At 66.0% G+C, this 23,587-nt stretch carries 20 protein-coding genes; 7 read left to right on the top strand and 13 right to left on the bottom strand.

What is annotated here, in order from left to right; all coding sequences use genetic code 11:
• Positions 1-24 precede the first annotated feature (24 nt).
• Positions 25-1,782 carry an alkaline phosphatase gene (locus ACNJYA_RS00260; RefSeq protein WP_212260408.1) on the top strand — a complete coding sequence of 586 codons (1,758 nt, stop codon included), beginning with the start codon at positions 25-27 and terminating at the stop codon, positions 1,780-1,782.
• Between the two features lie 93 nt (positions 1,783-1,875).
• Here ACNJYA_RS00260 and ACNJYA_RS00255 read toward each other — a convergent pair whose 3' ends face one another.
• Positions 1,876-2,496: a TetR/AcrR family transcriptional regulator gene (locus ACNJYA_RS00255; protein WP_212260409.1), complete on the bottom strand. Its 621-nt coding sequence runs from the start codon at positions 2,494-2,496 to the stop codon at positions 1,876-1,878.
• A 231-nt stretch (positions 2,497-2,727) separates the two neighbouring features.
• Here ACNJYA_RS00255 and ACNJYA_RS00250 point away from each other — a divergent pair, with 231 nt between their 5' ends.
• Complete coding sequence (locus ACNJYA_RS00250; RefSeq protein WP_212260410.1) at positions 2,728-3,684, top strand: homocysteine S-methyltransferase family protein; 957 nt, start codon at positions 2,728-2,730, stop codon at positions 3,682-3,684.
• Positions 3,685-3,734: 50 nt separating this feature from the next.
• On the opposite strand, the gene ACNJYA_RS00245 is transcribed toward ACNJYA_RS00250, so the two are convergent.
• From ACNJYA_RS00245 to sdhC, 10 genes are all read right to left on the bottom strand, one after another.
• A complete protein-coding gene (locus ACNJYA_RS00245) occupies positions 3,735-5,909 on the bottom strand; it encodes an OmpA family protein (RefSeq protein WP_439401807.1) in 2,175 nt (724 codons plus the stop codon).
• Between the two features lie 185 nt (positions 5,910-6,094).
• The gene (locus ACNJYA_RS00240; RefSeq protein WP_172788008.1) at positions 6,095-6,337 is read right to left on the bottom strand and encodes a hypothetical protein; all 243 of its coding nucleotides are present in this window, start codon (positions 6,335-6,337) and stop codon (positions 6,095-6,097) included.
• A gap of 82 nt (positions 6,338-6,419) precedes the next feature.
• Positions 6,420-6,806, bottom strand: a complete 387-nt coding sequence (locus ACNJYA_RS00235) for a VOC family protein (RefSeq protein WP_439401806.1) — start codon at positions 6,804-6,806, stop codon at positions 6,420-6,422.
• A gap of 25 nt (positions 6,807-6,831) precedes the next feature.
• The gene (locus ACNJYA_RS00230) at positions 6,832-7,656 is read right to left on the bottom strand and encodes an FkbM family methyltransferase (protein ID WP_172788007.1); all 825 of its coding nucleotides are present in this window, start codon (positions 7,654-7,656) and stop codon (positions 6,832-6,834) included.
• Positions 7,657-7,883: 227 nt separating this feature from the next.
• On the bottom strand, positions 7,884-9,839 hold the full coding sequence (locus ACNJYA_RS00225) for an ABC transporter ATP-binding protein/permease (protein WP_212255552.1): 1,956 nt from the start codon (positions 9,837-9,839) through the stop codon (positions 7,884-7,886).
• Positions 9,840-9,892: 53 nt separating this feature from the next.
• Positions 9,893-12,040: an ATP-binding protein gene (locus ACNJYA_RS00220; protein WP_439401805.1), complete on the bottom strand. Its 2,148-nt coding sequence runs from the start codon at positions 12,038-12,040 to the stop codon at positions 9,893-9,895.
• A 187-nt stretch (positions 12,041-12,227) separates the two neighbouring features.
• Positions 12,228-13,010 carry a succinate dehydrogenase iron-sulfur subunit gene (locus ACNJYA_RS00215; protein WP_172788004.1) on the bottom strand — a complete coding sequence of 261 codons (783 nt, stop codon included), beginning with the start codon at positions 13,008-13,010 and terminating at the stop codon, positions 12,228-12,230.
• Positions 13,011-13,052: 42 nt separating this feature from the next.
• The gene (gene sdhA / locus ACNJYA_RS00210) at positions 13,053-14,888 is read right to left on the bottom strand and encodes a succinate dehydrogenase flavoprotein subunit (RefSeq protein WP_212255555.1); all 1,836 of its coding nucleotides are present in this window, start codon (positions 14,886-14,888) and stop codon (positions 13,053-13,055) included.
• A 3-nt stretch (positions 14,889-14,891) separates the two neighbouring features.
• Positions 14,892-15,308 carry a succinate dehydrogenase, hydrophobic membrane anchor protein gene (sdhD, locus tag ACNJYA_RS00205; RefSeq protein WP_246504571.1) on the bottom strand — a complete coding sequence of 139 codons (417 nt, stop codon included), beginning with the start codon at positions 15,306-15,308 and terminating at the stop codon, positions 14,892-14,894.
• Entirely contained in the window at positions 15,305-15,703 is a 399-nt protein-coding gene (sdhC, locus tag ACNJYA_RS00200) for a succinate dehydrogenase, cytochrome b556 subunit (RefSeq protein ID WP_172788002.1), read from the bottom strand. The genes sdhD and sdhC overlap by 4 nt, the downstream gene beginning before the upstream one ends.
• Positions 15,704-16,224: 521 nt before the next feature.
• On the opposite strand from sdhC, the gene ACNJYA_RS00195 reads away from it, so the two are divergent.
• Positions 16,225-17,085 carry a sulfite exporter TauE/SafE family protein gene (locus ACNJYA_RS00195; protein ID WP_439401804.1) on the top strand — a complete coding sequence of 287 codons (861 nt, stop codon included), beginning with the start codon at positions 16,225-16,227 and terminating at the stop codon, positions 17,083-17,085.
• Positions 17,086-17,250: 165 nt separating this feature from the next.
• On the opposite strand, the gene ACNJYA_RS00190 is transcribed toward ACNJYA_RS00195, so the two are convergent.
• Positions 17,251-18,780, bottom strand: a complete 1,530-nt coding sequence (locus ACNJYA_RS00190; protein ID WP_212255570.1) for a malonate--CoA ligase — start codon at positions 18,778-18,780, stop codon at positions 17,251-17,253.
• An 86-nt stretch (positions 18,781-18,866) separates the two neighbouring features.
• On the opposite strand from ACNJYA_RS00190, the gene ACNJYA_RS00185 reads away from it, so the two are divergent.
• The 4 genes from ACNJYA_RS00185 (at position 18,867) to ACNJYA_RS00170 (ending at position 22,101) form a co-directional block, all read left to right on the top strand.
• Positions 18,867-19,628: an SDR family oxidoreductase gene (locus ACNJYA_RS00185; protein ID WP_439401803.1), complete on the top strand. Its 762-nt coding sequence runs from the start codon at positions 18,867-18,869 to the stop codon at positions 19,626-19,628.
• Positions 19,629-19,937: 309 nt separating this feature from the next.
• Entirely contained in the window at positions 19,938-20,492 is a 555-nt protein-coding gene (locus tag ACNJYA_RS00180) for a fasciclin domain-containing protein (RefSeq protein WP_212255572.1), read from the top strand.
• 182 nt (positions 20,493-20,674) lie between these two features.
• Positions 20,675-21,304 (top strand): cytochrome b/b6 domain-containing protein, encoded by a 630-nt coding sequence (locus ACNJYA_RS00175; RefSeq protein ID WP_439365022.1) that lies wholly within the window; start codon positions 20,675-20,677, stop codon positions 21,302-21,304.
• A gap of 14 nt (positions 21,305-21,318) precedes the next feature.
• Positions 21,319-22,101, top strand: a complete 783-nt coding sequence (locus ACNJYA_RS00170; RefSeq protein WP_439365021.1) for a molybdopterin-binding protein — start codon at positions 21,319-21,321, stop codon at positions 22,099-22,101.
• Between the two features lie 111 nt (positions 22,102-22,212).
• Here the strand turns inward: ACNJYA_RS00170 and ACNJYA_RS00165 are convergent, their stop codons facing one another.
• Positions 22,213-23,403 carry a YbfB/YjiJ family MFS transporter gene (locus tag ACNJYA_RS00165; RefSeq protein ID WP_439365019.1) on the bottom strand — a complete coding sequence of 397 codons (1,191 nt, stop codon included), beginning with the start codon at positions 23,401-23,403 and terminating at the stop codon, positions 22,213-22,215.
• Between the last annotated feature and the right edge of the window lie 184 nt (positions 23,404-23,587).

The raw sequence follows: 23,587 nt of genomic DNA, 5'->3' as shown, positions 1-23,587 counted from the left end.
GAACGGAATTGCGGAGCATCAAACATGGTCACGAGATCGGCACTCGCCTCTCTCATCGTCCTTTGCTGGACATCGTCGCTGCAGGCGCAGACGATCTATCCGATCGATCGTGCCGAGATCCTCACTGGAGCCAAATTCGACTTCAAGGTCGAGCTTCCCGGTCTGGTCGATCCCGCCAAGTTGAAGGTGACGGTGAACGGCGCGGATTATGCGGCCGCGTTCGGCCGTTCCGGGAGCTTCATCGAGCGCGAGGACGGCAAGGAGCAGTCGGCCCTGATCCTGCGCGACGTCACGCTGACCAAGCCCGGCAGCATCGTGGTCGACGTGAACGACGGCACGCGCCAGCGCAGCGTCACATGGACGGTCTACGACACCGGCGCGCGCAAGGCGAAGAACGTCATCCTGTTCATCGGCGACGGCATGTCGCCGGCGCATCGGGTCGCCGCGCGAATCCTGTCCAAGGGGATTTCGGAAGGCAAGAGCCGCGGCAAGCTCGCCATCGACGACATGCCGCATATGGCGCTGGTGGCAACCGCCGGCTCGGACTCGATCATCACGGATTCCGCCAACTCGGCGAGCGCCTATGCGACCGGGCACAAGAGCGCCGTCAATGCCCTCGGCGTCTATGCCGACCGCACCGCAAGCCCGCTCGACGATCCCAAGGTCGAAACCATCACGAGCCTTGCCAAAAGGCAGCTCGGCATGGCGATCGGTATCGTCACCAATACCGAGATCGAAGACGCGACGCCGGCGGCGATGGTCGCGCACACCCGTCGGCGCGCCGCCTATGACGACATCGTCGAGCAGTTCTTCGCGGCGAAGCCGGATGTGATGATGGGCGGCGGCAGCGCGAATTTTCTGCCGAAGTCGGCTACCGGCTCCAAGCGCAAGGACGAGACCGACTACATCGCGAAGTTTCGCGATGCCGGCTATCAGATGGCGACCACCGCGGGCGAGCTCAGCGCCGCTGCCGCAAAACAGGAGACGAGCCGGCTGCTCGGCCTGTTCGCCACCGGCAACATGGACGGTGTGCTCGACCGCAAATTCCTGAAGGGCGGCGGCGTCAGGAAATTCCCCGAGCAGCCAGACCTGACCGAGCAGGTGCAGGCGGCGCTGAAGATCCTCGCGAAGAACGAGAGCGGCTTTTTCCTGATGGTCGAATCCGGAATGATCGACAAATACGCGCATTTGCTCGACATGGAGCGCGCCGTCTACGACACGATCATGCTCGACAACGCCGTGCGTCAGACGCGCGAATGGGCGCGCGCACGCGGCGACGATACTCTCATCCTGGTGCTGGCCGATCATAATCATCCCAACAGCCTCGTCGGCACGGTGAATGACGACATGGGCACGACGCCCAACGTGCCCTTGCGCGAGCGCGTCGGAGTCTACGATCAGGCCGGATTTCCCAACTATCCCGCGCCGGATGCGGAAGGTTATCCGTCACGCGTCGACGTGAGCCGGCGGCTTGCCATCTTCTCGGCGAGCCTGCCCGACCACTACGAGACGTTCCGTCCGAAGCTCGACAATCCCAACGAGCCGACCGTCAAGGCCGGCGACGACGGCACCTACAAGGCCAACGACAAATACAAGGAGGTCCCGGGCGCGGTGCTGCGCCCCGGCAATCTGTCGGCGCTGGTCGGCGCCAGCGTGCATTCGGGCGAGGACGTCATCCTGACCGCGACCGGACCGGGCAGCGAGCGCGTGCACGGCTCGATGGACAATACCGACGTGTTCCGTGTCATGGCCGATGCGCTGGGATTGGCTGCGCGACAATGATGACGGGTCGACTGCCAATCTGGGCACAACTACATGCCTGCCGCACGCGAGCGCGGCAGGGCGGCCGCCCTGGTTCGCTCACGCTCTATGAATTTACGACGAGTGAGGCGGCGTGAAGACCAGCTTCACAAAGCTGCGGAAGAGCAGGATCTGTCGCTCCAGCCGCTTCGGGTCGTTGAGCGTCTTCGACATGATGATTGCGCCGTCGACCACGCACGAGATCATCTCCGCGAGATCGTCAAGGTCCATCGGCTCGCGGGGCGGATAGACGGCGGCGATCCCGTCGAGAATTTCGCGGAAGTGCGCATTCCAGCTCCGGACCGATTGCGCGGTCAGATTGCGAACATCGCGGTCGAACAAGCGCTCCTGATAGCAGATGCTGGCGATCAGGCAGCCGGGATGGCCGTTCGGCAGATCGGCCATGACTTCGGCGAGCAGTTTCAGCGAGATCAGGAACGACTGCAGCGGGTCGTCGGAGAGCTCACGTCCGCGCCTGAAGATCTCGTCGAACAGGCGATCATTCGTATCCACGTAGCGGCGCAGCATCTCCCGTGCGAGCGCGTTCTTGTCCTTGAAGTGATAGAAGAAGCCGCTCTTGGTCAGTCCGGCCTCGGCAATGACCTCCTCGATCGAGGTGGCGCCGAAGCCCTTTGCGAGCACCGCCGCTTCCGCGATTTCGAGAATGCGCTCGCGCGTCGCATCGCCCTTTCCCATCGATGTCTCCAGAACTGTACCGACGGTGCGGAAATTGGCCCTTGGGACCAAGCACCTCTCCGAGTGACTCGTGCAAATCTTTGATTTGTCTACGCTTGCCGGTGGAAGTTCAGCCGCACCACGGGGCTTCTAGAGCGACGCGACATTATGCGGCACCAAATGCCGCGACCGAACACGGGCATGGCGCGACCGAATGAAGAGAGCGGGCCCGTCCAAATGATGGAGCGATCAATGGCCAGATACAGGCATGGTCTGCCGCAGCGCGGCGGCGGCATTTTCCTGACCGACGGCGGCATGGAAACAACCCTTATCTTTCACCACGGGCTGGAGCTGCCCCACTTTGCGGCATTCGTGCTGCTCGACAGCGCGGATGGCCGCGCGCACTTGAGGCAGTACTACGAAGCCTATCTGCGTATCGCGCGGCAGCATGGGCTCGGCTTCGTGCTCGACAGTCCGACTTGGCGCGCCAACCCTGATTGGGGCGCCAAGCTCGGCTATGATGCGGCCAGGCTCGAGGCCATCAACATGCGCGCCATCCGCTTCCTCGACGAATTGCGCGGTGCTTGGGAGGCCCCCGGCACGCCTTGCGTCATCAACGGCGCGATCGGTCCGCGAGGCGACGGCTACAAGGCCGGCAACATGGACGCGGCGGAGGCGGAAGCCTACCACTTGGGCCAGATCGCGGCCTTTGCCGAGGCCGGCGCCGACATGGTGACTGCATTCACGCTGAACAGCATCAACGAAGCCGTGGGCGTGGTCCGTGCAGCCCAGAGACAGAACATTCCGGTCGCGATCTCTTTCACGGTCGAAACCGATGGCCGCCTCGTCCGGGGAGAGTCGCTGCGCGAGGCGATCGAGGCGGTCGACGACGCAACGGAGCGGGCTTGCGAATACTTCCTGATCAATTGCGCACACCCAACGCACTTCGAGAGTGCACTCGCTACAGGCGAGGCTTGGGTCCAGCGCATCCACGGCATTAGAGCCAATGCATCGGTCAAGAGCCACGCCGAGCTCGATGAATCGGAGGCGCTAGACAGTGGTGATCCCGCAGATCTCGGCCGCCGCTACCATTTGCTCAGGCGCGCATTCCCCGGCATGCGCATTCTCGGCGGCTGTTGCGGCACTGATCACCGGCATGTTGCCGCGGTTTGTGAGGCATGTCTGCCGTCGGAAGCAATGACGGCGTGATAAGAAAAATGGCCGGGATTGCTCCCGGCCATTTTCTTTTTGCGAAGGTCCTACTGGCGCGGCGGAGGCGCCGCATTGGCCTGGCCGCCGTTGAGCAACGGCGTGATACGTCGGACGGTGACGCGCCGGTTGATCAGGCTCGGCCCCTGCGTCTGCTCCTTCAGGTATTGCTCGCCATAGCCCTGCGACGTCAGGTTTTCCGCGGGCACATTGAACTGCTGCGTCAGCAATTCGGCTGCGGCCTGCGCGCGGCGGTCCGACAGCGACAGATTGTCGACCTCGTTGCCGACCGCATCGGTGTGGCCCTCGATCAGGAACACCTCCTGCGGGTTGGCCTGGAGCGCCTGGTTGATGCCGTCGGCGATCACTTGAAGCCGCGCCGCCTGGTCCGGCGGAATGGTCCACGATCCCGTCTCGAAGTTGATCGTGTTGACGTCGATGCTCGGCATCTGCATGCGAACGTTCGGGCTGTAGCGGATCTCGTCGAGCGAGTAGCGCCGATCGATCCGCTGCACCGGCGGAGCCCGCATCGTTTCGTAGATCACCTGCGGCGGCGCCTCCTGGGCGTCGACGATGTAGCGATCGTAGGGAATGCTGACCACCGGCGGCGGCACGTCGACGTAGAAGCCGCCGACCGCCCGCGGATCGCGGTAGGTGTTGTCGATGATCACGATCTCGCGTCCGCGCGGGTCCCTGCGGATACGACGGAGCAGCGAGCCGTCCGGCCCGACCACGGTGATCACCTCGCTGCCATCGGGACGGATCACGACGGTGCGGGTTTCGCCGCCGACGGTGTCGGTGCGGATGTCGCGGGCGCCGTAGCGGAAGCGATAGAGATCGTTGCCGCGGACATAGGCCTGGCCGCCCGGATCGCGGATGATGATGCGGTCCGGCTCGGTGTAGACGGTGCGGCCGCCTTCGACGACCTCGCGTCGCTGGCTATGGAGATCGGCGATGGTGGCGCCGATCACGGCGCCGGCCACCACGCCGGCACCGATCGCGAGCGGCGTCAGGTCACGCTGTTGCGGACGCGGCGGCGGCGGCAAGGGCGCTGCGACCGTCGGCGCGGCGCGGAACGCGGGCGCGACCGTCGGCGGTCTGTATTGTGCCCTGTCGGGCGGCGGTGCTGCGGCGGGCGTGCCGGGGACCACGGTCGGAGCCGCGGCGCCGGCGGGAGGTGCCGGCGGCCGGGCAGGGGCACCCGCCTGCGGGGGCGCAGCCGGAGTCCCGGCGGCGGGCGCGCCGGCAGGAGGCGTTCCACCCTGTTGTCCCGGGGCTGGCGTCGCCGTCGGAGCCGGGGTGGCGCCGGGTGCGGGCGTTGCCGACCCCGGTCGTCCGGCCGGCGGCGGAGTGCTGCCGGGCGCCGGCGTGGCCGTTGGCGCGGGCGTGGCGCCGGGGGCCGGTGATCCTTGCGGGGGTGGCGGCGCGCCAGGACGTACGCCGGGCGGAGGTGCGCCGGGGCGACCAGCCGGCGGTGCGCCGGGCGTGCTGCCCGGAGCCGGCGTTGCGGTCGGTGCGGGTGTCGCCGTCGGAGCCGGCGTTGCTGCCGGCGCGGGCGCGCCGGGGCGTGCCGTGGGCGCAGCTGTCGGAGCAGGCGGTGTTGCCGTCGGCGCAGGCGCGGGCGTCGGCCGGGCCGGCGGAGCCGCTGCCGGAGGCGGCGGCGGAGGGGGCGGGGTCGGGCGAGCCGAAGGCGGCGGCGTGGTCGGGGCCTGCTGCTGCGGCGCCGCCGCGGGAGGCGGCGGGGGAGCCGGGCGTGCGGCAGGCGGCGGCGCCGGCGGTGTGGGAGCGGGCCGCGCGGCAGGGGGCGGCGGAGGCGGCGGTGTCGGGGCGTGCTGCTGCGGCGCCGCGGCCGGAGGCGGCGAAGGCTGCTTCGGAGCAGCAGGCGGCGGCGGGGGCGGCGGAGGTGCCGGACGGGCCGCAGGGGGAGGCGGAGGCGGTGGCGGCGCTGCCGGGCGCGGCGGGGCAGCTGCCGGCGGGGGCGCCGCAGGCGGGTGCGGCGGTGCTGCCGCGGGCGGCGGAGCCGCGGGGCGCGCGGGTGCTGCAGGCGGCGGGGCTGCGGGCGGTCCCTTCGGCGGCTGCTTCGGTTTTCCGTCAGGGCCCGTGTCTTGCGGCTGGGCCTGCGCGACCACGAGCGGCGCGGCGTCTTGCGCATGCGATGCGGTGTTGGCCAATTGCATCGCGGTCAGAGCCGTCGTCGCAAGCAGCACGAAACGAAGGTTGGTCATGGTGGTGAACTTCCCCGGAAGGTTCTTTGTCGAAGTGTCGTGATGAACGGCTACGCGTTAGGCCGCATTGTGGCGGGCGATGCAACCGCGGCTCGATTTATTTCTGCACGCAAATCATCTCACTATGGCAACGTTCATTGCGCATTCAGAAGCTGGTTGCAATCGCCTTGCACTCGTTGGCCCTTTCACACGTGATCCCGCGGCGGAATTGCATCCGTCGCAGGATTGGGCGTAAGCGGTCCATGCGGGCCGCGCGATGGAATCTCTTCAGGCATGCGGCCCGGCAATTCGTCGGGCCGCGGCGGCGAGCCGGGCTCGCGCACCGGCGGCGTGATTTCGGGCTGCGGATTGCCGGGCGGGATTCCGGGCGGTGGCTCAGTTGGCGTACCGGGCGTCGAGGGCGGAATCTCGGGCGGTTCGATCGGCATCGGCACCATCGGGATCGTTGTGCAGAGAACAACAACGACGGCGCAGCGCCGATGTTCCGCGCCACCCGCTTCGAAGCCCGGTTTATTCCGGCGTGTGGCAGACCGCCTCGATATTGTGGCCGTCGGGATCGAGCACGAAGGCGCCGTAATAGTTCGCGTGATAATGCGGGCGGATGCCGGGCGGACCGTTGTCGCGGCCGCCGGCCGCCATCGCCGTCTTGTAGAATGCATCGACCGTGCCGCGGTCCTTGGCGCGAATAGCGACATGCACGGGCTTGTTCATCGCGCCCTCGCCGCCGATCCAGAAATCGGGCTTGCCCTCGGCGCCGAAGCCCGCGGCCGCAGCGTGACCGGTCTGCTCGGCCGTGACTTCCATGATCAGGCTGTAGCCGAGCGGCGCCAGCGCATTCACGTAGAACGCTTTGGCGCGCTCATAGTCGGAGACGGAGAAACCCAGATGGTCGATCATCGCTAACCTCCCTTGTTCGTCCCTGTCAGCGGGACAGAAACGTATTGCTTCGTGTCTTCCGCACGATCGTAAAGCCGCGCCCGACCATGTCGGCAATACAATCCTGCTGCCATTCGTTTTGTGACAGATGCTCGATCACCACCGCACGCGGCCACAGCGATTGTGGCGCGTCGCGGAAGAAGCCGATCAGCACGCGGTCCTCGAAGCCCTCGACGTCGATCTTGAGCGAATCGACCTGCCCGACGCCGGCCTCCTCCAGAATGCGCATCAAGCGCAGCGACGGCACCTTGATCGCCTCGGCACTGGCCGTGCCGGTGACGACGTGGGTGGCGCCGAGATTGCCGCCGCCGCTCTCGATCATCAGCTCGCCGTCGCTGTCGCCCGCGGCGGCCTGGACCAGGCGAACCTGCGGCGTCTTCGATGCGGCGTGGTTGAAGGAGAGCCGTGCGAAGGTCAGCGGATGCGGCTCGATCGCCACCACTTTTCCTGATGGCCCGACCTGCCGTGCCATCACCAGTGCGAACGTGCCGACATTGGCGCCGACATCGACGAACACGCCGCCCGCGGGGGTGTGCTGGCGCAGGAAGTCGAGCTCGTCGAGATTGTAGTCCGGATTGAACAGCGCGCCGCGCTCGGTCGCGCTGCCCTGGTGATGGAGGCGGAACGAGGCGCCCTGGTATTGCACGTCGACAGGGCCGCTGCGCAGCAGGTTGACCAGCCGCGACATCCAGGGCCGGAACGCGCCGCGCTTCAGCCCGGATCGTTGAGCGAGGCGGATGATTGCGGCCTGCGCCGCATTGGGCGCGAACGCGCCGAACGGCGCGGACGAAGGGGCATTGTCGGACGTCAAGCAGCAGATCCTCGTTGCAGGCGCATGCATAGCCGGTTTTGCGGGGGACTCCAACGCTCGATCACCGGTGTCGTCCCGGGGCGCGAAGCGAATCCGGGACCCATAACCCCAGGGAGGAGTGTGATGCGACACGCTCACTCCGAGTCTTCGTCAAACTTCCTTCCTGTGGGTATCGGTCCCGGATCTGCGCGCTTGGGGCGCGCTTGTCCGGGACGACGGAGAGAGCCTCACGCCGCCTTCCTTGGAGCCTTGCGCTGCCGCAAGAATCGCCCGAGCAGCCGGCGCCTGCCCTTGCGCGGAATCAGGTCGATATCGCTGACGAGCTTGGCGCCGCCCTTGCGCCGCTCCAGCACGATCTTGCGGCTGTGGAAAGCCTCCAGCTCGGCGCGGTGCGCGACGCTGACGATGGTCGCCTTGGGCAACGCGTCGGTGACCATCTTCATCATCTTGTCCTGGCTCTTCTCGTCGAGCGCGGAGGTCGCCTCATCGAGCACGACGATATCGGGGTTGTGCAGCAGCAGCCGCGCAAAGGCGAGGCGCTGCTTCTCGCCGCCCGACAAGGTCTGGTCCCATGGTCCTTCCTCCTCGATCTTTTCCTTGAGATGATCGAGGCCGACCTTGTGCAGGGCTTCGCCGATTTCGTCCAAGGTCCAGTGGTCGGCCGCGCCGGGATAGGCGACCGCCCGCCGCAACGAGCCGGAGGGCACATAGGGCCGCTGCGGCAGCATGAACAGTCGGCGGTCGGCATGGAAATTCACGCTGCCGCCGCCCCAGGGCCATAGGCCGGCGATGGCGCGCACCAGCGTGCTCTTGCCGGTGCCGGATTCGCCGGCGACCAGGAGCCGCTCGCCGGGCTCGATCACCACCTCGGTCTCGCCGACCACCGCGGTGCCGTCGTCGAGCGTGACCGAGAGATCCTTCAGCTCCAGCATGGCCTCGCTGCTGGTCTCGCCGCGCTTGATGCGGCCGAGGCCATCGCCCTGCTCGGCGCGCTCGAGGCCGTCGAGCGACATCATCAATGAGGCGATGCGGCGCGCGCAGGCGTTCCAGTCGGCGAGCCGCGGATAATTGTCGACGAGCCAGCCGAACGCGCTCTGCACGATGGTGAAGGCGGATGCGGCCTGCATCACCTGCCCCAGCGTCATGGAGCCGTCGAGGAATTTTGGCGCGCAGAGCAGAAGCGGCACGACCGGCGCAACGAGGCTCGATCCTTGCGACACCAGCGTGGTGCGCATGTGCTGGCCGGCGAGCCGCGCCCATTGCCGCAGCACGTTCGTGAAGTTGCGATCGAGGCCGTCGCGCTCCTCCTCTTCGCCGCCGAGCAGTGCGATGCTTTCGCCGTTCTCGCGTACGCGTGTCAGGGTGTAGCGGAAATCGGCCTCGGCCTGGTTCTTATCCTCCGAGACTTGCACGAAGCGCCGGCCGATCACGGTGATCGATCCGGATGCGATCGCGGCGTAGAGCATCGCGGCGATCACGAGGAAGCCGGGAATGGTCACCGACGAGCCGCCGAGCGTGACGGTGAGCGCGCCGCCGATGGTCCAGAGCACGACGATGAAGGTCGCGGCCGACAGCAGCGCGGAGGTGACGCCGGCAATGAAATCGACCGGCGCGTCGGTGGCAATGCGAAGATCCTCCGCGATCCGGTATTCCGGATTCCCGTGATCGCCGCCGACGAGGTTGAGCTGGTAGTAGCGCCCGTTCTTGAGCCACCGTGTCAGCACGCTCGCGGTCAGCCAGGCGCGCCAGCGCCGCTGGATGCCCATGCGCGCGAACACCTGCACGACTGCGAGCACGATGCTGCCGATCGCGAGCGGGAAGAACATTGCGGTGAGATGGAAGACACTCGCCGCATCGCGCTTCTCGATGGCGTCGAAGATCGCACGATTCCAGACATTGATGCCGTATTGGAAGCCGACGGTCAGCACGATCAGCAGGACGAGACCGATCGAGAACGGCCAGGCTAGGCGGTCGCCGTTGCGGCCCCAGAAACCGCGGGCGCTGATCCAGAACCGCGTCAGCAGATAATCCTTGCGGACCTGCTCGGCTTCCTCCGGTGACAGTTCGGGGTCGGGTTCGACCAGCTCGGGCGGCGGCGGTGTCACGTCGTCGCCGTTCTCGCCTTGGATATCGATGATGGGCGGCTTCTTGCCCTGTTCGCGCGTCGCGGCCGGTTTGTGCATGAGCGGACAACGCGAAGGGAACTCAGCCGGTTCCCGTGAGGTTCCGCGGGCCCCTATTCGGCGGCGCCGTCCCTGACGCGCCTGATCCGGGCTGCCCGATGCAGAACGCGCGACAATTCCTCGATCGAATAGGGCTTTTGCACGAGATCGAAGCCGGCAACGCCCTCTTGCGACAGGGCTTGGCTGTAGCCGGTGGTCAGCACGACCGGCACGCCGATGCTGCGGTCGCGGATCGCCTGCGCCAGATCGAGCCCGGTCATCCCGGGCATCACCACGTCCGAGAACACGACGTCGAAGCGGTCGGCGTCCACGACGAGCTCGGCGAGCGCATCGGTCGCGTTGTCGATCAGAGTGATGCTGTAGCCGAGCTCGGTGAGGCCGTCGGCGGCGAAATTCGCCAGCTCGATATTGTCCTCGACCACCAGGACCGACATGCCGCTGCCGGCCACCGCCGGCGCCGTGTTGGGCGCCTGGCGCTGCGGCAGCAGGTCCGGCGGCACGCGCGGTAGATAGAGCGAGAAGGTGCTGCCGCGCCCCACCTCGCTCGTGACAGTCACTTCGCCGCCGGACTGTCTGGCGAAGCCGAACACCTGGGACAGGCCAAGGCCGGTGCCGTGGCCGACCTGCTTGGTGGTGAAGAACGGCTCGAAGATGCGCCCGAGCCGCGCGGCGGGAATGCCGACACCGGTGTCGCTGACGGTTACGCGGACGAAGCCGTGGCCTGCCATGCCCGGGCCAGTCGATGCCAGCGTGTCCGGAACGGCCGTCGTGGCCTCGACCTTGAAGACGATTCGTCCCTGGCCCTGCATGGCATCGCGCGCATTGGTCGCCATGTTGATCAGCGCCGTCTCGAACTGGCTGGCATCGGCATTGACGAGGCACGGCTCCGCCGGCGGCTGCATGACGATCTCGATCGCGGGGCCCAGCAGCGTGGCGAGCATGTCGTGCAGCGACTGCACCCGCGCGCCGACGTCGAACACCTCCGGCTTGAGGGTCTGGCGCCGCGCGAAGGCGAGCAGCTGCGAGGTCAGCTTGGCCGCGCGCGCCACCGAATCCGCAATGGCCGTGATGTAGCGCTGTCGCCGCTCCTCCGTCAGCTGCGGGCGGTTCAGGAGATCGACGGAAGCGCGGATCACCGTCAGGAGATTGTTGAAGTCGTGCGCGACGCCGCCGGTGAGCTGGCCGAGCGCTTCCAGGCGCTGGCTGTGCTTCAGCGCCTCCTCGGCCTCGCGCCGCTTTGCAGCCTCCGCCTGGAGGTGCTGGGTGCGCCGCAGAGCGAGCGCCAGCAGCAGGAACAACAGCGCGGTGGCGGGAATGCCGAACACCAGATGCTGGCCGATGGTCGCGAGCCAGCGGGCGCGGATCGCCGAGGTCTCGAGTCCGGCGCTGACATAGATCGGATATTCGGCGACGCGCCGGTAGGCGATGCGCCGCTCGATCCCGTCCGAGGGCCAGGCGACGGTGATCAGGCCGTGCTGGGGCTGGGCCGCGATTTTCTGGCCCACCGGTCCGGTCGGATCGAGCCGAAGCTCGTGGTCGAGTCGGGGAAAATGCGTGAGCATCGCGCCGTCGGTGCGGCCCATCGCAAGGAAGCTGCCGGGATCGGACCCGATTCTGGCGTAGAAGCTCTCGAAATATTCCGGCAGCACCGAAGCCTGGATCACGCCGATGAAGCGGCCGTCGTCGGACTCGCGGCGGCGGCTGACCCCGAAGAAGCGGGCGCCCTGATAGGGCGGCCGTGGCGTCAGGGCCGTGCCGATGAACGTGCCGATGCTCTGGTCGACATGGGCATAGAAGTAATCGCGGTCGGCAAAGCTCAGGTCCGGCGGCGGCGAGACGAGGCTGTTGACCAGCGCCTTCCCGTTCGCATCGAAGATCCAGGCCGATTTGAGCTGCGGCAGCGAATCGCTCAGCCGCTTCAGCCGGCGATGCAGCGTCGGCTCCCGGGCGCGGATGACGTCGTCGGGCAGGCCGCGCACGACCTCGTTGAGCTCGGCGAGGCTGCGATCGATGGTCTCGAACACCTTGAGCGCGTGCTCATGGGCGACATCGACCGTGCGCTCGATCTCGCGGTCGGCGGTATCCTTGGTCGATGTGTAGGAGATCGCAGCGGCGACGGCGAACAGCGCAATCGGCAGCGCCAGGGATGCCGCCATCATCCACTGCAACAGCCTCAGCGAGTTGCGTTGCGCCCTCTGCACAGTCGCTCCGTCCCTGACGGGAGCTTAACTGAATCCCGCGTGAGGAAGGAAGCAGCTTGTGCTGGAACCGCTGGTTGTGAGCCGGAAACTTGCGCGCCCAGCGGGTCAGAGAAAATTCTGCTCGAATTGACGGCAAATGCAGGACACCCCGGCCGGTTTGGCCGGGGCGCAAAGGGGGGACTTCGCCTCAGATTTGCCGTTCGACCATCTTGAGCTTGAGCTCGGCGATGGCTTCGGCCGGGTTGAGGCCCTTCGGGCAGGCCTTGGCGCAGTTCATGATGGTGTGGCAGCGGTAGAGCCGGAACGGATCCTCGAGATTGTCGAGCCGCTCGCCAGTCGCCTCATCCCGCGAATCCGACACCCAGCGGTTGGCCTGGAGCAGCGCGGCGGGGCCGAGATAGCGCTCGCTGTTCCACCAATAGCTCGGGCAGGAGGTCGAGCAGCAGGCGCAGAGGATGCACTCGTAGAGACCGTCGAGCTTCTCGCGGTCCTCGTGGCTCTGGCGCCATTCCTTCTGCGGCGTCGGCGAGGTGGTCTTCAGCCAGGGCTCGACCGAGGCGTACTGCGCGTAGAAATTGGTGAGGTCAGGGACGAGGTCCTTCACCACCGGCTGGTGCGGCAGCGGGTTGATCTTCACCGCGCCGTCCTTCACGTCGTGCATCGACTTGGTGCAGGCCAGCGTGTTCTGGCCGTCGATGTTCATCGCGCAGGAGCCGCAGACGCCTTCGCGGCAGGAGCGGCGGAAGGTCAGCGACGGGTCGATGTGGTTCTTGATCCAGATCAGGCCGTCCAGCACCATCGGACCGCAATCATTGGTGTCGACGTAATAGGTGTCGACGCTCGGATTCTTGCCGTCATCCGGATTCCAGCGATAGACCTTGAACTCGCGGAGCTCGGTCGCGCCCGCAGGCTTCGGCCAGGTCTTGCCGCCTGATATCTTGGAGTTCTTCGGAAGTGCGAATTCAACCATTCGATTAAGGCCTTCGCTGTTCGATCAATACAAGCGCGACGTTTAGTAAACGCGAGCTTTGGGCGGGATGTACTGAACGTCGTTGGTCATGGTGTAGTTGTGAACCGGGCGATACTCGATCCTGACCTTGCCGGCATCGTCCAGCCAGGCCAGCGTGTGCTTCATCCAGTTCTTGTCGTCGCGCTCCGAGAAGTCCTCGCGGGCATGGGCGCCGCGGCTCTCGGTGCGGTTGGCGGCCGAGTTCATCGTCACCACCGCCTGCGAGATCAGGTTGTCGAATTCCAGCGTCTCGACGAGGTCCGAATTCCACACCAGCGAGCGGTCGGACACGGCGATGTCGGTGATGCCGCTGTGGACCTTCGCGATCAGGTTCTGGCCTTCGCTCAGCACCTCGCCGGTGCGGAACACCGCGCAATTGTTCTGCATCACGTGCTGCATGCCTTCGCGCAGCTTTGCGGTCGGCGTGCCGCCCGAGGCGTAGCGGTAATGGTCGAGACGGCCGAGCGCCATCTCGGCCGAGTTCGCCGGCAGCTCGGGCTGCTCGGCGTTGGGCGTGAGCTTTTCCGCAAGGCGCAGCGCGGCGGCGCGGCCGAACACGACGAGGTCGATCAGCGAGTTGGAGCCGAGGCGGTTGGCGCCGTGCACGGAGACGCAGGCGGCTTCGCCGATTGCCATCAGGCCGGGGATCACCGCGTTGTCGTCGCCGTCCTTCTTGGTCAGCACCTCGCCGTGATAGTTCGTGGGGATGCCGCCCATGTTGTAATGCACGGTCGGCACGATCGGGATGGGCTCGCGGGTCACGTCGACATTGGCGAAGATCTTGGCCGATTCCGAGATGCCCGGCAGGCGCTCGGCGAGCACGGCGGGATCGAGATGGTCGAGATGCAGGAAGATATGGTCCTTCTTCTTGCCGACGCCGCGCCCTTCGCGGATCTCGATGGTCATCGCGCGCGAGACCACGTCGCGCGAGGCGAGGTCCTTGGCCGACGGCGCGTAGCGCTCCATGAAGCGCTCGCCCTCGGAGTTGACGAGATAGCCGCCTTCGCCGCGCGCACCCTCGGTGACGAGACAGCCCGAGCCGTAGATGCCGGTCGGATGGAACTGCACGAACTCCATGTCCTGCATCGGCAGGCCGGCGCGCAGCACCATGCCGCCGCCGTCGCCGGTGCAGGTGTGCGCCGAGGTGCAGGAGGCATAGGCGCGGCCGTAGCCGCCGGTCGCCAGGATCGTGGTCTGGGCGCGGAAGCGATGCAGCGTGCCGTCGTCGAGCTTGAGCGCGATGACGCCGCGGCAGGTGCCCTGGTCGTCCATGATCAGGTCGATGGCGAAGAACTCGATGAAGAACTCGGCCGCGTGGCGCAGCGACTGACCGTACATCGTGTGCAGCATGGCGTGGCCGGTGCGGTCGGCGGCGGCGCAGGTGCGCTGCGCCTGGCTCTTGCCGAACTCGGTGGTCATGCCGCCGAACGGACGCTGGTAGATCTTGCCGTCCTCGGTGCGCGAGAACGGCACGCCCCAATGCTCGAGCTCGTAGACCGCGTCGGGCGCGTTGCGCACCATGTATTCGATCGCGTCCTGGTCACCGAGCCAGTCCGACCCCTTCACGGTGTCGTACATGTGCCAGCGCCAGTCGTCCTTGTGCATGTTGCCGAGCGAAGCGGAGATGCCGCCCTGCGCCGCGACCGTGTGCGACCGGGTCGGAAACACTTTCGTAATGCAGGCGGTGCGGAGGCCGGCCTCGCTGCAGCCGACGACCGCGCGCAGGCCTGCGCCGCCGGCGCCGACCACGACGACGTCGTAGGTGTGGTCTTCGATCGGATAGGCTTTTCCGTTGGTGGCGGGAGCGCCGTTGCCCTTGCCATTCGTCTCAGCGGCCATGGGTTACACTCCGGAAGAAAGCTTCAGGATCGCATAGGTCGAGGCGAGCGCCACGGCGACCGAGAAGAAATTGTTGAGCATGATCGCGGTGAGCTTCAGCTTCTCGTTATGGACGTAGTCCTCGATCACCACCTGCATGCCGATCTTCATGTGCCAGGCGCTGGCGAAGATGAAGAGGAGCAGGATCACCGCAACGGGAATGGAGCTCAGGGTCTGCGCCGCGTAGACCTGGTTGCGGCCGAGCAGCATCATGATGATCACCAGCGCGGGGATCATCAACAGCGTCATGGCAACGCCGGTGATGCGCTGGCGCCAGAAATCGGTCGTGCCGGAATGCGCGGCGCCGAGATTGCGGACGCGCCCGAGCGGCGTGCGCATCGAGGGCCGCTTCGGAGAGCCGTGGGATTCGTCGAAGCTCATCGGCCGCCTCCGTTCGCATAGGCGATGATCCAGATCAGCACCGTCAGCGCGATGCCGCCGATCAGGGCGCCCCAGGTCAGCGCTTCGCGCTCATTGGCCTTGAAGCCGTAGCCGAGATCCCAGACGAAATGCCGGATGCCGCTGAGCATATGGTGCATCAGGGCCCAGGTGTAGCCGAACACGATCAGCCGGCCGATGATGCTGCCGGAGAAGGCCTGGACATGGGCATAGGCGGCCGGGCCGGAGGCCGCGGCAACCAGCCACCAGACCAGCAGCAGGGTTCCGACATAGAGGGCGATACCGGTGGCACGATGGACGATGGACAGGGCCATCGTCAGCGTCCAGCGATAGGTTTGGATGTGCGGCGAAAGCGGTCGTTCGATCCGTGCGGTCATGGGCGGCTTTTGATGTTTGTTGCGGCCCAGCATGGGGCGCGCGGGGATCGCGAGAGGTTGGCTCTATTTACGGAGTCGATTTGGCCTGCGCAATCACCAATTCGCCATAAACGGAACCCGGGTTCAGCTCTATGGCCTTGATGAACCAAGGCCAATCAAGGTCTTGGTATACCAGCATATGGGTCCGCCAACGAAAGTGTGAATATAAGTTCGCTCTTTGATCCCGAGCGTATGGCGCATTGAAATCACTATTGGAACGCCTCTAAGCCGCCTCGGGCCCTCGTGATCGCAACTCGCGAGGGGCATCGCCGAGGGTGAACCAGCCCGGCTGCCGCCCCATCGCGATGCTCGCCGCGCGCCACGGTTCCTGCAGCGCGGGCGGATATGCGCAGCCTGCATTCCACCCCAGCCGGGCCCCGCGACGCGTCGACCGCCGAAATCGGATCGCCTACAGCTGCCGATGCGGCCGTGCTCCGAACGTGAGTATCGGGCGGGCAGACCGGGCGCCGGGCAGGTCTGAGGTGATTGCAGGTCTTGATATCAGGGACATTGTCGAGCTCGCGCTGTTGCTGATCGCAACCGGCGCGCTCTCGGGATTTCTGGCCGGCGTGTTCGGCATCGGCGGCGGCGCGATTCTCGTGCCGGTGTTCTACGAATGCTTCCGCATCGCCGGCGTGCCGCTGGAGGTGCGGATGCCGCTCTGTGTCGGCACTTCGCTCGCCGTGATCATCCCCACCTCGATCCGCTCGTTCCAGGCGCATTACAAGCGCGGCGCCGTCGACATGGCGATCCTGCGGGTCTGGTGGCTGCCGATCCTGATCGGCGTCATCGCCGGCAGCGTGGTCGCGCGCTTCGCGCCGGAGCGGCTGTTCAAGATCGTATTCGTCGCCGTCGCCTGGTCAGCCGCGGTCCGGCTGATCTTCGCCCGCGAGATCTGGAAGCTCGGCGATGATCTGCCGAAGGGCGGATTGATGCGCGTCTACGGCTTCTGTGTCGGCATCCTCTCGACCCTGATGGGCATCGGCGGCGGCCTGTTCTCGAACCTGCTGATGACCTTCTACAGCCGTCCCATTCATCAGGCGGTCGCGACCTCCTCGGCGCTCGCGGTGCTGATCTCCATCCCCGGCGCGCTCGGCTACATCTATGCCGGCCGGCCTGCTGCCGCGAACTATCCGGCCGTCGCAGCGCTGCAAGTGCCATTCGCGCTCGGCTACGTCTCGCTGATCGGCGCCGTGCTGGTGATGCCGATGAGCCTCGTCACGGCGCCGCTCGGTGTGAGAGCAGCGCATGCGATGTCGAAGCGCGCGCTGGAGATGGCGTTCGGGTGCTATCTGTTGATCGTCGGCAGCCGGTTTGCGCTGAGCTTGATCGGCGGGCTGTAAGGGGTTGGGGCGCGCGCCCCACACACTCAGTGTCATTCCCCGCGAAGGCGGGGAATCCAGTATTCCAGAGGCGACAGTGATTGAACGAGAGGTCGAGGCGTACTGGATGCCCCGCCTTCGCGGGGCATGACAGCGAGCGGGTGGCGCGCCTAAAGCCCGCGCCCCTCACTTCCTCGCGTAGATATCCTTGTACGTCTCGCGCAAGACGTTCTTCTGCACCTTGCCCATCGTGTTGCGCGGCAGCTCGTCGACCACGAACACCCGCTTCGGCATCTTGAATTTCGCGAGGCGCCCTTCGAGGCCCTTCAGCACGGCTGCTTCATCGATGCTCGCGCCGGGCTGGCGCACCAGCACCGCGGTGACGCCCTCGCCGAAATCGGCATGCGGCACGCCGATCACGGCGGACTCCACCACGCCGGGCATGGCGTCGATCTCGCTCTCGATTTCCTTCGGGTAGACGTTGAAGCCGCCCGAGATCACGAGATCCTTGCCGCGGCCGAGGATGTGCACGTAACCCTTCGCATCGATCTTGCCGAGATCGCCGGTGATGAAGAAGCCATCAGGCCGGAACTCGGCCTTGGTCTTCTCCGGCATGCGCCAATAGCCCTTGAAGACGTTCGGCCCCTTCACCTCGATCATGCCGATTTCGTCGCGCGGCAGCTCTTTCCCCGTCTCGGGATCAGTGACGCGCACAGAGACGCCCGGCAGCGGGAAGCCGACCGCGCCGGGCACGCGCTCGCCGTCATAGGGATTCGACGTGTTCATGTTGGTTTCGGTCATGCCGTAGCGCTCGAGCACGGCATGTCCCGTGCGCGCCGACCATTCGCGATGCGTCTCGGCCAAGAGCGGCGCCGAGCCCGAGATGAACAGCCGCATGTGCTTGGTCGTCTCATGCGACAGCGCGGGGCTCTGCAGCAGGCGGGTGTAGAAGGTCGGCACGCCCATCAGCACCGTGGCGCGCGCCATCAGCTTGATGATTAGGTCCGGATCGAGCTTCGGCAGGAAGATCATCGATGCGCGCGCGAACAGCGTCACGTTGGTCGCCACGAACAGGCCGTGGGTGTGGTAGATTGGCAGCGCGTGGATCAGGACGTCCCTATCGGTGAAGCGCCAATAGTCGACGAGCGAAAGCGAGTTGGACGCCAGATTGTCATGCGTCAGCATCGCGCCCTTGGAGCGGCCGGTGGTGCCCGAGGTGTAGAGGATCGCGGCGAGATCGTCGTTTTCACGCGGCACCGTCGTGAACTCGCGGCTCGCTCTGTCGGCGGCCTCCGTCAGCGAGCCCTTGCCGTCAGCCCCGAGCGTCTCGACCTTCGCCTTCACTTTGGCGGCGATCGGGGCGAGCCCTTCCGCCTTGGCGGGATCGCAGACCACGAGCGACGGCTCGGCATCGCCGATGAAGTAGTCGAGCTCGTTGAGCGTATAGGCCGTGTTAAGCGGCAGATAGACCGCGCCGGCGCGCACCGTGCCGAGATAGAGCACGATGTTGGCGACCGACTTCTCCACCTGCACCGCGACGCGGTCGCCGGGTTTCACGCCACGGGCGACCAGCACGTTCGCCATCTGGCCCGCGCGCGCGATCAGATCGCCATAGCTGATATGGGCGCCGTCATGCGTCTCGATCGCGAGCCGCTTCTGATCGGCGAGGGCCTCGAACAGGCGGGAAAACAGGTTGGCGTTGGCAGCTTGGTTCATGCAACATTCCTCGCCGGCACAGGCCGGTCAAAACCGAGGGCTGGATTAGCAAAAACCGCCCCGATGAAGCAACGGAGACAGTTTGCATGTCAAAAAGCGGAAAACGCGTGGCCTGGGTCACGGGCGGTGGCAGCGGGATCGGGGAGGCCGGCGCCGAAGCGCTAGCGGCCGACGGCTGGATCGTTGTGGTCTCGGGCCGGCGCAAAGACGCCCTGGAGACCGTGGTGGCGAAGATCACTGGGGAAGGTGGGGCGGCCGAGGCCCTTGCGCTCGACGTCTCCAGCGCGGCCGCAGCCCAGAAGGCAGCCGACCAGATCGTCGCAAAGCACGGCCGCATCGACCTCCTCGTCAACAATGCCGGCATCAATGTTCCCAAGCGCAGCTGGAAGGACATGGAGCTGGAAGGCTGGGACAGACTGGTCCAGGTCAATCTCAACGGCGTGCTCTATTGCATGCGCGCGGTGCTGCCGACGATGCGCAAGCAGCAAGACGGCGCAATCATCAACGTCTCGTCCTGGGCCGGCCGCCACGTCTCGAAGATGCCGGGCCCGGCCTACACCACTACCAAACATGCGGTGCTGGCGCTGACGCATTCCTTCAACATGGACGAATGCGTCAACGGCCTGCGCGCCTGCTGCCTGATGCCGGGCGAGGTGGCGACGCCGATCCTGAAGCTGCGTCCGGTGGTGCCGAGCGAAGCGGAGCAGGCGAAGATGCTGCAATCGGAAGACCTCGGCCGCACCATCGCCTTCATCGCGGGCATGCCGGCCAGAGTCTGCATCAACGAAGTGCTGATCAGCCCGACGCATAATCGCGGATTCATCCAGACCCCGAACAACAGGGATTGAGGCGAGGCGGAGCCGCAAACTCGTCATTGCGAGCGAAGCGAAGCAATCCAGAAATGTGCCCGCGGAGACAGTCTGGATTGCTTCGTCGCAAGGGCTCCTCGCAATGACGGCGGATGGGCCCCCACGAACATCCCCGCCGATAGTTTCACCCATCACAAAGAATTTTTCCTCGAAACCGCACCACAAACCCTCCCGTAGTTCGGTCCAACGACGGCACTGCTGCATCACCCCTCGACTGTCACAGGCGCCGTTGTTGCCCCAACTCAACGCCGGCCATCGCCGGTCTCAATTCAATCGGGAGACTTTCTCATGTCGAAGCGCATTGCCTATCTCGCTGCCGCCGCCTTCAGCGCCCTGGCCATCACTGCGACCGTCGTCGCGCCCGCAAGCGCCGAGGAAAAGACCGTCATGGTCGGCGGCGCCGCGATGTTCCCCTCGAAGAACATCGTCCAGAACGCGGTCAACTCCAAGGACCACACCACGCTGGTGGCGGCGGTGAAGGCCGCGGGCCTCGTGCCGACGCTCGAAAGCAAGGGCCCGTTCACCGTGTTCGCGCCGACCAACGCCGCCTTCGGCAAGCTGCCGGCCGGCACCGTCGACAGCCTCGTCAAGCCCGAGAACAAGGCGACGCTGACCAAGATCCTCACCTACCATGTCGTGCCCGGCAAGCTCGAAGCCTCCGACCTCACCGACGGCAAGAAGCTGAAGACGGCGGAAGGCGAGGAGCTGACGGTGAAGAAGATGGACGGCAAGGTCTGGATCGTCGACGCCAAGGGCGGCACCTCCATGGTGACGATCTCCAACGTCAACCAGTCCAACGGCGTGATCCATGTGGTCGACACCGTGCTGATGCCGGCCTCGTAACACCGCGCGATCCTGTTTCATCCCCGAACAGGATGGTCTCAGACCGCGAGCCGGGGATACCCGGCTCGCTTTTTTGTGACCACAATAGCCTCGCGGCATCGATTCGATGGCGGGCGGGATGTAACGAAAGCCGAAACACCGGCGTATAATTGCTGTCACACGACCTCAGAATGGAACCCGCCATGGCGAGCCTCACAGTCACCGACGAGCAGGTCACGGCTATCAAGTCCAAAGTGATCCAGCCGACCTGGGTGCGGGTCATGCACTGGGTCAACGCTTTCGCCATGATCCTGATGATCCTGTCGGGCTGGCAGATCTACAACGCCTCGCCGCTGTTCGACTTCCGCTTTCCGCGCGAGTACACGCTCGGCGGCTGGCTCGGTGGCGGCCTGCTCTGGCACTTTGCGGCGATGTGGCTCTTGATGATCAACGGCCTCGCCTATCTCATCACCGGCTTCGCCACCGGCCGCTTCCGCAAGAAACTGCTGCCGATCACGCCGTCGGGCGTGCTCCACGACGTCAGGGCTGCCCTGACCTTCAAGCTCGGCCATGACGATCTCACCGTCTACAATTACGTGCAGCGCCTGCTCTATGCCGGCATCATCGTGGTCGGCGTGCTGATCGTGCTCTCAGGCCTCGGCATGTGGAAGCCGGTGCAGCTCTATTATCTCGTGATGTTGTTCGGCGACTATCCGACCGCGCGCTACGTGCACTTCTTCTGCATGGCCGCGATCTGCGCCTTCCTCGTCGTTCACGTCCTGCTCGCGCTGCTGGTGCCGAAGAGCCTGCGCGCGATGATCATTGGCCGCTGATTAGGAGAATTATCATGGCCAAGCGTCCGTTTCTGATCCCCGGCGTCGACAAACGATTGCTGATCAAGGACTCCATCAAGACCATGCCCGACGTCACCCGCCGCCGCTTCATCGCCGGCGGCGCCAGCCTGGGCGCGCTGACGCTGCTGACAGGCTGCGACGTCGTCGACTCGTCCTCGGCCGAGGAGATGCTGAAGAGCGTCTCGAAGTTCAACGACGCGGTGCAGGCCTTCATCTTCAATCCCGACGCGCTGGCGCCGACCTTCCCCGAGAGCGCGATCACAAAACCGTTCCCGTTCAACGCCTATTACGATCTCGACGACGCGCCCGAGGTCTCGGCCGCGGACTGGAAGCTCGAGGTGCGCGGCCTCGTCGACAACAAGAAGTCCTGGACGCTGGAGGAGCTCTACAAGCTGCCGCAGGTGACGCAGATCACGCGACACATCTGTGTGGAGGGCTGGAGCGCGATCGGCAGCTGGACCGGCACGCCCTTGCGCGATTTCCTGAAACTGGTCGGCGCCGACACGCGCGCGAAATATGTCTGGTTCCAGTGCGCCGACAAGGACGGCTACAACTCGCCGCTGGACATGCGCGGCGCGCTGCATCCGCAGACGCAGATGACGTTCAAATACGCAAACGAGATCCTGCCGCGCGCCTACGGCTTCCCGATGAAGATCCGCGTGCCGACCAAGCTCGGCTTCAAGAACCCGAAATACGTGGTCTCGATGGAAGTCACCAACGACTACAAGGGCGGCTATTGGGAAGACCAGGGGTATAATTCGTTCAGTGGGAGTTGAGGCGAACTCCACTGCCGTAGGGCGGATTAGCGAAGCGTAATCCGCCATGCGTCCGCGCTTGCCGAACGAAGTTGGTGGATTACGCTTCGCTAATCCACCCTACGGCACCGTCTATTTGGCTGGGCCCACCTTGCGCTGGCACAGCGCCGCTACCGCCCCCAGCGCCAGCAGCGCCGCCGACACATTCAGCGCGTAGCTCAAGCTCCCCAGCGCATCGGTGATCGCGCCGACCACGATCGGCCCGAGCGTCTGGCCGACGCCGAACGAGATGGTCATCGCCGCGATGGCGGTCGGCCACACAGGCGGCGCATAGTTGAAGCGGACGAAGGCGGTGGTCGAGCCGACCACGGCGAAGAAGGCGACGCCGAATACAACCGCGGAGACCGCGAGCCAAGCCGGCGAATGCCCGAGCATCGGCAGGGCTGCGCCCAGCGCGTTGGTGCCGAGGATGATGGCGGTGGCAAGTCCGCCGCGATCGAGCGCCAGCACGGCGCGCCAGGCCCAGGGCGTCACGAAGGCGGACAGGCCGATCAGGCTCCAGAACGCCGCCTGCGCCGCGGCTCCGCCGCCGCCGTCGCGCACATAGGCGATCATGAAGGTCATGTAGGCGATGTAGCCCGCGCCGAACAGGAAATAGGCGGCGAGATAAATCAGCACGGGCAGGATCGCGAACGCGGTGTGGCCGCCTTCCGAGAAGCGCGCGCCGCTCTCGATGCGGATCAGGAACAGCGGCACGGTCATCGCGACCGACAGCAGCGTCAGCGCCCACCAGACGATCCACCACGAGCCCGGCCCGAAATATTGCAGCGTGAACGGAGCGATCAGCCCCGAGGACAGAATGCCGATGCCGGGCCCGGCATAGAACAGGCTCAGCAGGAAATTGGCCCGCTCCGGACGCGACTGGGCGATGGTGGCGGCAAGCGCGCCGCCGGCGACGAAGCCGGCCGCCGCGCCCAGGCCCAGCACGAGGCGCGCCAGGCTCAGTGCCACGAAATTGCCGGTCAGTGCGCAGGTCGCGAGCGCGGCGACGCAGGCGAGGGTTCCGCCGCGGATCGCGGCGGCCCAGCCGACGCGCTGGATCAGGCGGGAGGCCACCAGCGCGCCGACGAGATAGCCGACGGCGTTGATCGTGTTCATGAAACCGGCCGCCGAGTAGGACCAGCCGAGGTCCTCCCGCATATCCGGCAGCACCAGCGCATAGGCAAAGCGGCCGATGCCGAGCCCGACCGTCGCTGCCAGCGACAGGGTCAGGATCAGCCGCGCGGGATGCGCGTCGGGCAGGGGGCGATCAGGCGCGTGCAAGGGGTACTCCGGCCTGCCCAGTGTGGCAGGCCCCGCCCCCCTTGCACAGCCGCACCCCGGCAATGGTGTCTTGCCAAGCGTGCAACGCCGCTCTAGCACTCCGGCCGACCTGTCATTCCGGGGCGCACGCGAAGCGGGCGAGCCCGGAATCCATAACCCCGGCTGGTGGTTATGGATTCCGGGC

The organism is Bradyrhizobium sp. BLXBL-01 (assembly GCF_051853025.1).
Classification (GTDB): Bacteria; Pseudomonadota; Alphaproteobacteria; order Rhizobiales; family Xanthobacteraceae; genus Bradyrhizobium.
The sequence above is the reverse complement of the archived record's forward strand: the minus strand, read 5'-3'. Positions and strand labels throughout refer to the sequence as shown.

Coding starts and splice junctions, on each gene's coding strand:
- ACNJYA_RS00185 (WP_439401803.1), top strand. CDS start 18,867: ATGTCAAAAAGCGGAAAACGCGTGGCCTGGGTCACGGGCGGTGGCAGC.
- ACNJYA_RS00260 (WP_212260408.1), top strand. CDS start 25: ATGGTCACGAGATCGGCACTCGCCTCTCTCATCGTCCTTTGCTGGACA.
- sdhA (WP_212255555.1), bottom strand. CDS start 14,888: ATGGCCGCTGAGACGAATGGCAAGGGCAACGGCGCTCCCGCCACCAAC.
- sdhD (WP_246504571.1), bottom strand. CDS start 15,308: ATGAGCTTCGACGAATCCCACGGCTCTCCGAAGCGGCCCTCGATGCGC.
- ACNJYA_RS00245 (WP_439401807.1), bottom strand. CDS start 5,909: ATGACCAACCTTCGTTTCGTGCTGCTTGCGACGACGGCTCTGACCGCG.
- ACNJYA_RS00215 (WP_172788004.1), bottom strand. CDS start 13,010: ATGGTTGAATTCGCACTTCCGAAGAACTCCAAGATATCAGGCGGCAAG.
- ACNJYA_RS00190 (WP_212255570.1), bottom strand. CDS start 18,780: ATGAACCAAGCTGCCAACGCCAACCTGTTTTCCCGCCTGTTCGAGGCC.
- ACNJYA_RS00235 (WP_439401806.1), bottom strand. CDS start 6,806: ATGATCGACCATCTGGGTTTCTCCGTCTCCGACTATGAGCGCGCCAAA.
- ACNJYA_RS00180 (WP_212255572.1), top strand. CDS start 19,938: ATGTCGAAGCGCATTGCCTATCTCGCTGCCGCCGCCTTCAGCGCCCTG.
- ACNJYA_RS00255 (WP_212260409.1), bottom strand. CDS start 2,496: ATGGGAAAGGGCGATGCGACGCGCGAGCGCATTCTCGAAATCGCGGAA.
- ACNJYA_RS00170 (WP_439365021.1), top strand. CDS start 21,319: ATGGCCAAGCGTCCGTTTCTGATCCCCGGCGTCGACAAACGATTGCTG.
- sdhC (WP_172788002.1), bottom strand. CDS start 15,703: ATGACCGCACGGATCGAACGACCGCTTTCGCCGCACATCCAAACCTAT.
- ACNJYA_RS00240 (WP_172788008.1), bottom strand. CDS start 6,337: ATGCCGATCGAACCGCCCGAGATTCCGCCCTCGACGCCCGGTACGCCA.
- ACNJYA_RS00250 (WP_212260410.1), top strand. CDS start 2,728: ATGGCCAGATACAGGCATGGTCTGCCGCAGCGCGGCGGCGGCATTTTC.
- ACNJYA_RS00175 (WP_439365022.1), top strand. CDS start 20,675: ATGGCGAGCCTCACAGTCACCGACGAGCAGGTCACGGCTATCAAGTCC.
- ACNJYA_RS00225 (WP_212255552.1), bottom strand. CDS start 9,839: ATGCACAAACCGGCCGCGACGCGCGAACAGGGCAAGAAGCCGCCCATC.